The 7,871-nt window shown below is 74.2% G+C and carries 6 protein-coding genes; 1 reads left to right on the top strand and 5 read right to left on the bottom strand.

All coding sequences use genetic code 11. From position 1 onward, the window contains the following. Window positions 1-28: 28 nt before the first annotated feature. The 5 genes from VGD70_RS26845 to VGD70_RS26830 are packed head-to-tail and all read right to left on the bottom strand — an operon-like array spanning window position 29 to window position 7,027. Complete coding sequence (locus VGD70_RS26845; protein WP_331086091.1) at window positions 29-580, bottom strand: Imm1 family immunity protein; 552 nt, start codon at window positions 578-580, stop codon at window positions 29-31. Then, on the bottom strand, window positions 577-861 hold the full coding sequence (locus VGD70_RS36995; RefSeq protein WP_414638062.1) for a DddA-like double-stranded DNA deaminase toxin: 285 nt from the start codon (window positions 859-861) through the stop codon (window positions 577-579). Before VGD70_RS36995 ends, VGD70_RS26845 begins: the two co-directional genes overlap by 4 nt. Window positions 862-906: 45 nt before the next feature. After that, window positions 907-2,193 carry a condensation domain-containing protein gene (locus VGD70_RS26840; RefSeq protein WP_331086089.1) on the bottom strand — a complete coding sequence of 429 codons (1,287 nt, stop codon included), beginning with the start codon at window positions 2,191-2,193 and terminating at the stop codon, window positions 907-909. A 23-nt stretch (window positions 2,194-2,216) separates the two neighbouring features. Beyond that, window positions 2,217-4,013 (bottom strand): amino acid adenylation domain-containing protein, encoded by a 1,797-nt coding sequence (locus VGD70_RS26835; RefSeq protein WP_331086087.1) that lies wholly within the window; start codon window positions 4,011-4,013, stop codon window positions 2,217-2,219. Next, the gene (locus tag VGD70_RS26830; RefSeq protein WP_331086086.1) at window positions 4,010-7,027 is read right to left on the bottom strand and encodes an AMP-binding protein; all 3,018 of its coding nucleotides are present in this window, start codon (window positions 7,025-7,027) and stop codon (window positions 4,010-4,012) included. The genes VGD70_RS26835 and VGD70_RS26830 overlap by 4 nt, the downstream gene beginning before the upstream one ends. Window positions 7,028-7,054: 27 nt before the next feature. Here VGD70_RS26830 and VGD70_RS26825 point away from each other — a divergent pair, with 27 nt between their 5' ends. Then, window positions 7,055-7,867, top strand: coding sequence for a GNAT family N-acetyltransferase (locus VGD70_RS26825; RefSeq protein WP_331086084.1), 813 nt, complete (start codon window positions 7,055-7,057; stop codon window positions 7,865-7,867). Window positions 7,868-7,871 lie beyond the last annotated feature (4 nt).

Here is a 7,871-nt window from a genome sequence, read left to right as displayed (position 1 = left end):
ACGTCCTCGTGGTCCACCGGGCAGAACCTCACGCCATGTCGGGCGCCTGGGCGATGTCGCCGAGGCCGTCGAGCTTCCACTGGTAGTCATTCACGGGCACCCACTCCACCGACGTCGGTCGCTGACCGGTCTCGACCCATTCGAGGACTACTTCGCGCACCATGTCGATTGTCATCACCATGCGCGGCGGGAACTGGACCTGATCCATCTCGTACTTGAAGTACACAGGGGGCAGGCCGTCAATGTGGTCCTGATGCTTGGCTAGCCACGCCCAATCGTCACCGTCAGGCGCCGTCTCATCGACGAACACGATTCCGCCGAACCCGGCGAAGAACCCGACCTCAAGCCAGCGACGGATGAGGATGCGGTCGCCAAGCTGATAGGTCGAAGGCTGGACGTGGAAGGTCATGTGGTGGTGCGTCCTGGCGTGCACCCCGGTGTAACCGGGGTCGCGCAGGCCCATGGAGACGAGGTTTGATCGCTGAGCCCGGTCGAGAGCAACCAGGTACGGGCAGGCAATGCCCGGACCGCGCGCGAACGCGATGTGGTCGGCCATGGTCAGCTCCTCCTCCTTGCTCACGGGAAGTCCCGATACTGCATGGTTCCGCCAGCATCTGGATACCACACCCGCAGGTGTGATCCGGCCGGAAGGATCGACGACAGCACATCCATGCAAGATGTCCCCTCGGCGCTCGGACCGCATGGACCGGCGCGATTGTTGATCACGAGGACGCCGTGCTCGACGCCCGTCTCACGCATCAACGCGGCCACCTTCGTCTCGACGTGGGACGCGGCCAAGCACCTGCCGGCCCGGTTGGAGCTGAGTACCTGGCCGTCGCGTTTCAGCGGCGTGGTCTGCACGCTACGGTTCGGCGCGCCTGACGGACGAGCACATCCAGCAGGGCGTCATCGAGGACCGATTCGCCGGGGGCCGTCGCCGGACAAGATGCTGCGCCGCATGTTCCCCGACGCGCACGATCCGGCGTGCTGTGTAGTGCCGCCGGACCTGGTCTTGCCAAGCGCGAGCTGGTCGGTCAGCACAGCGAGGATCCGGTGGGCGGCGCCGTCGTCGAGTCGCGTGCGGTCGTGGTGCACCGCGATCTCGAGACCACCATCCTGGCGCTCGGCGACGTCGACCGAGCACGGGTACGGGGACTGGGCGAGCACCAGCTCGCTCATCGTCCAGGTGCTGTCGCCGACGACCACGCTGTGCTCCCAGGCCCGCCGCATCGACACGCTCACCTCGATCGGGTTGCGCAGACCGGCGCGGCGGAAGATCCGCGACGACGGCACGTCGCCGTACTCGAGCAGGTTCAGCAGCCCCTCGCGTGCGTCCGGCAGCAGGCCGAGCGGTGCCGCGGCACGGTCCTGGGGGGCCGGCATGCGCACCGGCAGCACATCGACGAAGTTGCCGATCGTGCGGTCGTACTCCGCGTCGCGGTCGGCGTAGGCGACGCCGATGAGGAGGTCGTCGCGGGCGGTCTCGGTGGCCACCGCGGCGGCGGTGCCGGCCAGCACCAGCGCCATCGGGCTGACCCGGTGCGCCGCGGCGAACTCGGTGAGGCGGGCGGCCGTGCCGGGATCGAGTCGCCGCCGCACGGACCCGGCACCCACCGCGCCCTGTCGCGGCGGCCACAGCGGAGCACCGGCGATCCCGGCGAGGTAGTCCGACCAGTGCCGGTCGGCGTCGTCCTCCCCCGGCGCCCACGCGCGCCCGGCGCGCTCCGTCGCGTAGGCGCGGTAGTCCGGAACCGGATCCTCGGCCGCGGCGCGGTAGCCGGCGGCGAGTCCGTCGACCAGTAGCGGGCCGCTCGCGCCGTCGAGGACCAGGTGGTGGGCGGAGACCAGCAACGTCGAGGTGGACGCCGTCACCGGCCACCAGGTGAAGCGGACGAGTGGACCGGCGAGGCAGCCGAACGGCTCGCTCGCCAGCGCCGCCACAGCTGTCGGCGCCGCCGCGAGCCGTGTCAGCGTCGGCGTCGCGCCGGCCACCGCCAGCACCGGATCGCCGAGGTCGTCGACACCGACGCCGGCCCGCAGCATCGCCTGCCGCTCCCCCAGCAGCCGGACCGCCCGGTCGAGTGCGTCCACGTCGACCGGGCCGCTCATCGTGACCCGCATGGCCACCACGTTGCGACAGGTGTCCGGCCGGAACAGCTCGTCGGCGTGGAGCTGCTCCTGCTGTGGCGCCAACGGCGCCGTGTTCGTGCTCGGGGTCACGGTCGGGCCGAGGCGCCGACGGCGGCGGCGAAGTCGGTCAGCACCGGAGCGTCGAACAGCGTCCGCACTCTGACAGGGCGACCCAGCAAGCGCTTCAGCGCGCGGGAGACCCGGACGGCGGCGAGGGAGTCCCCGCCGAGCTCGAAGAAGTTGGCGTCCGGCGCGACCGTGTCAATGCCGAGGGCCTGGCACCACGCCTCGTTGACGGCGGCGAACGGGCCGGCCTCAGGTGCGGCGGTGGATGCAGCGGACGTCGCGCGCACGGCGTCCGCCGCGAGCTCCGCGAGCGCCTTCCGGTCGAGCTTTCCGTTCGGCGACAAGGGAAACGCCGGCAGCGGCACGATCAGGTGCGGGAGCATGTACTCGGGCAGCCGCTCGGCCAGCGCCGCCCGCAGTCGCGGCGACAGCTCGGGGTCCGGTTCGGACGGTCCGACGACGAACCCGACGAGCAGCGTGGTGTCCGCCCGCCGCGTGCTCGTCACCGCCGCCTGCCGGATCCCGGCCAGCTCGGCGAGCGCGCTCTCGATCTCGCCGAGCTCGATGCGGTAGCCGCGGATCTTGACCTGCTGGTCGACCCGGCCGAGGTACTCGAGCACCCCGTCGGCACCCCTGCGCGCGAGGTCGCCGGACGCGTACAGCCGTCCGGCCGGGTTGTCGGGGTCCGGGCGGAACCTGCTCGCCGTGAGCGCCGGCCGGCGCCAGTAACCCTGTCCGACGGCGGCGCCGCCGACGAGCAGCTCCCCGACCGTGCCGTCCGGCACCGGCTTGCCATCCACATCGGACACTACACAGTGGACACCGCGGACCGGGCGGCCGATCGGCACCGACCGGTCCGGGGCGGCGCCCCGCCCGCAATGCCACGCGCTGGTGTAGATCGTGCACTCGCTCGGCCCGTACAGGTTCCACACCTCGCCCGCGGAACGGTCGTGGAACGCCTGGACCAGAGCCGGGGCGAGCGCCTCGCCGCCCGCGAGGACCCTGCGCACGGTGTCGAGCCGCACGCCGTCGGGCAGGGCGAGCAGGAACATCTCGAGCAGCGACGGGACGAAGTGCAGGGTGGTGACCCGGTGGCGGGCCACCAGTTCCGCGAGGTACTCGGCGTCGTTGACCCGGTCGGCGTCCGGCACCACCAGCGGCACGCCGGACACCAGCGGCCAGTAGAGCTCGGCGACCGACACGTCGAACCCGCACGCGGTGCGGTAGAGCACCCGGTCGTCGGCACGCAGGTGGAACGTCTCGTCCAGCCAGACAAGACAGTTCACCAGGTTGCGGTGGGTGATGATGGACGCCTTCGGCCGGCCGCTGGAACCGGAGGTGTAGATCGCGTAGAGCGCGGTGTCCGGGTCCCTCGGCCGGTCGGGCAGCCGGTCGGCACCCGCGGCCGCGAGCTCGGCCGGGGTGACGACGGTGACGCCGGCGGGCAGGTCGCCGAGCCGGGCACCGAGCCCGGGCGTGGTGACCAGGACCTGGGGCGCGAAGTCGGAGATCATGAACGCGGTGCGGGCCGGCGGGTCGGCCGGGTCGATCGCCAGCTGACACGCGGCGGCCAGCACGGCGCCGGCGAGCACCCCGACCAGCTCGGCCGACTTGGGCAGGTAGGTCGCGACCCGCATCGCCCCCGGCTCGTGATCGCCGATCAGGCGGCGCAGGCCATGCGCGTAGGCCTCCGCGCGGCCGTGGACCTCGCCCGCGGTGGTCGTGGCGTGGTCGGTGATCACGACGACGGCGTCCGGAGCGCTCGTCCAGCGTCGGACGAGCAGCTCGTCGAGGGTGGTCTCTTCGGGTCCGATCATCGGTCTGCCTCCGGTTGGTGAGCGGCGACGGCGTCGCGCACGGCGGTCTCGAAAGCGCGGGCGAGCTTCTCGGCCCAGCCGGCCTCGACCCAGCGGGGGTCGTGCTGGAGGTGCACGGACAGGCCGCCTTCGCGGCGGGGCCAGGCCTCGACGTAGACGTCGAACGGCGGCGCGGCGAGGTGCACGGGCAGCCGCCGGGTGGTGGCGCCGAGGTCGAGCTCGGCGGGCGGCACGGACTGCAGCGCGAACGCCACCGTGAACGGGGTCCGCGCCCGGTCGTCGGTCAGCCGCAGCCGGCGCGCGGTGCCGCTCAGCGAGAGGCTGCCGCGGTGCGCCACCGCGGCCAGCCAGCCCCGGTCGATCTCCGCGAAGTCCGGGTCACCGCCGGCCGGCAGCACGATCGGGAGGATGTCGACGAGCAACCCGACGTCGTGCGCGGTCGCGTCGTCGCGACCGGAGTAAGCCACCCCGACGACGTGCCGCGTCCCCGCCGCCGGCGCGGCGCCGTCGTGCAGCGCGACGCCGAGACAGCCGAGCAGCAACGTCTGTACCGGGGTCGGGCTGGCCGGGACCCGGCCGGCGAGCACCTCGTCCTCGGTCAGCACGAACACCGGCGGTTCGGCGTCGTGGTCGGCCGGGCCCCCGGCCCGCGGCGCGGGCACCGCTGGGGCGGACGCGCCGGCGAGCGCCGCGTCCCAGTAGGCGTCGGCCGCCGGTCCGACGGGCGCGGCGCCCGGCGCCGCGCCGGGCGCCTCGAGCGCCGCGCCCCGGTAGGCCGACCCGAGATCGGTGAGCACGAGCCGCTCGCTCCACCCGTCGACCGCGGTGTGGTGCAGCACGAGCAGCAGCACGGCCCGACCGTCCCAGGTGGACAGATACCACCGCCAGGGCGGCTCCTCCTCGAGGTCGAACGGTTCGATCACGCCGGCCGGGATCTCCACCGCACCGTCGCGGACGGTGAATCCGCGCGGCCACGGCCGGGCGGCGGCGAGGCCGGCCAGCTGTTCGGGTGTGCAGGGCGCTCTGCCGACCCGCTCGCCGTCGAAGGTGAGCACCGAACCGAGGGCCGGGTGCCGGCGGGCGACGGCCAGCACGGCCGCCTGCCACCGTTCGACGTCGAGCGGGTCGTCGAGGTGGAACGCCGACACGACGAGCGCCGCCTCGTCCCCCGGGTTCAGCTGTTCGTACAGCCACATCTCGTAGACCGCGCGCGGCACGGTGGTCGCCGGCTGGTCCGCCGGCGCCGTTCCCGGTGCGGCGGACCGTCGCGACTCGAGCAGCCGCCCGAGCCGGCGCGGCGTCCGCTCGCCGAACACGTCGACCGGGGTCAGCAGGCGTGGCCCGGTCGCGTGCAGCCGGGCGAGCAGCCGGATGGCCGTGAGGGAGTCGAGGCCCGCGCCGAACAGGTCGTCGTCCGCCCCGACCGTGATGTCCAGCTCGGCGGCGGCGGACACGACCACCGCCCACGGCCCGTCCGCGGTGTCCGTGGCCGGCCGCGACCGGTGGCGGCTCTTCGCGGTGAGCGCGGCCCGGTCGACCTTCCCGTTGGCCAGCAAAGGAAAGCTGTCGTGCACGAGCAGCCGCTGCGGCCGCAGGTAGGCGGGCAGCTCGGCGGCCGCCGCGGACAGCCGGTCCCACCAGTCCACTGTGGACTCGCCGCGGTGGCGCGGAAGGACGTGCACCGCGAGGCCGACCGTCTCGCCCCTCGGCCCCGGCACCCCGGTGACCTCGACCTGGGACACCGGCAGCGCCCCGAGGACGAACTCCTCGACCTCCTCGGGTTCCACCCGCTGGCCGCGGATCTTCAGCTGCCGGTCGAGCCGGCCCCGGTAGCGCAGCAGACCGTCGGCGTCGAACCAGCCGAGGTCGCCGGTGCGGTACCGGCGCCGCCCGTCGTGCGCCGGGACGAACGCGCGTGCGGTGGCGCGCGGGTCGCCGAGGTAGCCGTGGCCGAGCCCGACGCCGCCGACCACGATCTCCCCGACCCCGCCGGCGCCCGGCGCGGCGACCGCGATGTCCACACCGGACAGTGCGACGCCGAGCGGGACGTCGGCCGCGCCGTGGTGCGCGTCCGGTCCGAGCCGGTGGGTGGACACGAAGACGGTCGCCTCGCAGGGGCCGTAGCCGTTCGTCAGCGCGATGTCCGGATGGCCGGCGAGGAACCGGTCGACGTGTTCCGGGGAGAGCCGCTCGCCACCGGTCAGCACGGCCCGCAGCCCGGTGAAGGATCCCGGGTCGTCGTCGGTCAGGGCGTTGAAGACCGACGCGGTGAGCCATACCGTGTTGACCCGGTCCCGCGCGATGTGCCGGCGCAGCCGGCCGGCGAGGTCCGGGTCGTCGTCGGCGAGTACGGCGGTCCCGCCGTTGAGCAGCGGACCCCACAGCTCCAGGCTGAAGGCGTCCCACGGCGCCGGTGCGGCCGCCAGCATGCGGCAGCCCGCGTCGAAGCTCGCGTAACCGGCCCGTGCCAGCACCCCGATCGCCGCGCGGTGGGGCGAGAGCACCGCCTTCGGCCGGCCGGTGCTGCCGGAGGTGAAGAACACCGACGCGGTCAGCTCGGGGGCGGACAAGGACTCCGCGAGGTACTCGCGCCCGGGGTCGCGCCCGACTCGAAGCTCGGTCGCGCCGACGCCGGGATCGGACTCGTCCAGCACCAGCGGCCCACCGCCGCGCGCCAGCGCCTGCCGCACCCTCGCGTCGGGCCAGGCGGGGTCGACGGCGAGGTATCCGGCGCCGCAACGCAGCACGCCGAGCAACACGGCCACCAGCCGAGGCTCCCGCGGCAGCCGGACGGCAACCGTGTCACCAGGGCCAACGCCGGCGGCGCGCAGCAGGCCGGCCCAGCGGCAGGCGTCGGCGGTCAGCTCCGCGTAGGTGTGGTCGCGTCCGTTCGCGCGCACCGCGACCGCGGTCGGCGTCTCCCGGGCGTACGCCGCGACCGTGCCGTCGACCGTGCCGTCGACCGTCGCGTGGGGGGCTCTCGTACTCGCTCGGTGCGGCATGATGACGTCCATGTTCGATCAGTGCACCGGTCGCGAAGCATGACCGGCGAGCCGGCGACCGACCTCGCCGACGCGTACCTCGACGCCGCGCCCCGCGCCGACGCGGACGCCGTCGAGGTGGGCCCCTTCACCCTGTTCGTGAGCCGCACGCCGTGGAGCTACTACGCGCGCCCGGCTCGCGGGCGGCACGACCCGATCGGCGGGGCGGACCTGCGGGCGCTCGACCGCGCCTGCGCGGAGCACGGTGTCGAGCTCAGCGTGGAGTGGGTGTCCGAGGTGCGTCCGGAGCTGGCCCGGGTCGCGGCGGAGTACGGGCTGGAGGTCAGCACGCACGCGCTGATGGTGGCCGAGCCGCACCGCGTACACGCGCCCGACGTGGACGGCGTGCGCGTGCGGGTGGTGCCGGCCGGCGACCCGGCGCTGCGAGCCGCCCGTGCGGTCGCCGACGTGTCGTTCGGCTTCGGTGGCACCCACCCCGGCACCCCGGGCGCCGCGGACCGGGACGCCGTGGCCGCGACGCTGTCGCCGGACCTCGTCGACCATCTCGACGACCGCGCCCGCCGGGGGCTGACCGTCACCGCGGTCGCCGAGACCGAGGATGGCGTGGTGGCCGCCGGCAGCTACCAGCCGGTGGACGGCGCCGCCGAGGTGCTCGCCGTGGCGACGCTGCCCAGCGCGCGCCGCCGGGGCCTCGCCGGGTTGGTGACCGCGCTGCTCGCCCGGCACGCGGGCGAGCAGGGGGTGCGCACGGTCCTGCTGTCCGCCCAGGACGACGAGGTGGCCAGAGTCTATGGGCGAGTGGGCTTCACCCGCGTCGGCACCGCCGCGGCCGCCGAACCGCCGCAGGACTGACCCT

Source organism: Actinophytocola sp. (assembly GCF_036402745.1).
Lineage (GTDB): Bacteria > Actinomycetota > Actinomycetes > Mycobacteriales > Pseudonocardiaceae > Actinophytocola.
This window is presented reverse-complemented; position numbering and strand designations above follow the sequence as displayed.

Bases quoted from the DNA above. Each gene is read 5' to 3' on its own strand.
- VGD70_RS26835 (WP_331086087.1), bottom strand. From the start codon at position 4,013: ATGATCGGACCCGAAGAGACCACCCTCGACGAGCTGCTCGTCCGACGC.
- VGD70_RS26830 (WP_331086086.1), bottom strand. From the start codon at position 7,027: ATGGACGTCATCATGCCGCACCGAGCGAGTACGAGAGCCCCCCACGCG.
- VGD70_RS26825 (WP_331086084.1), top strand. From the start codon at position 7,055: ATGACCGGCGAGCCGGCGACCGACCTCGCCGACGCGTACCTCGACGCC.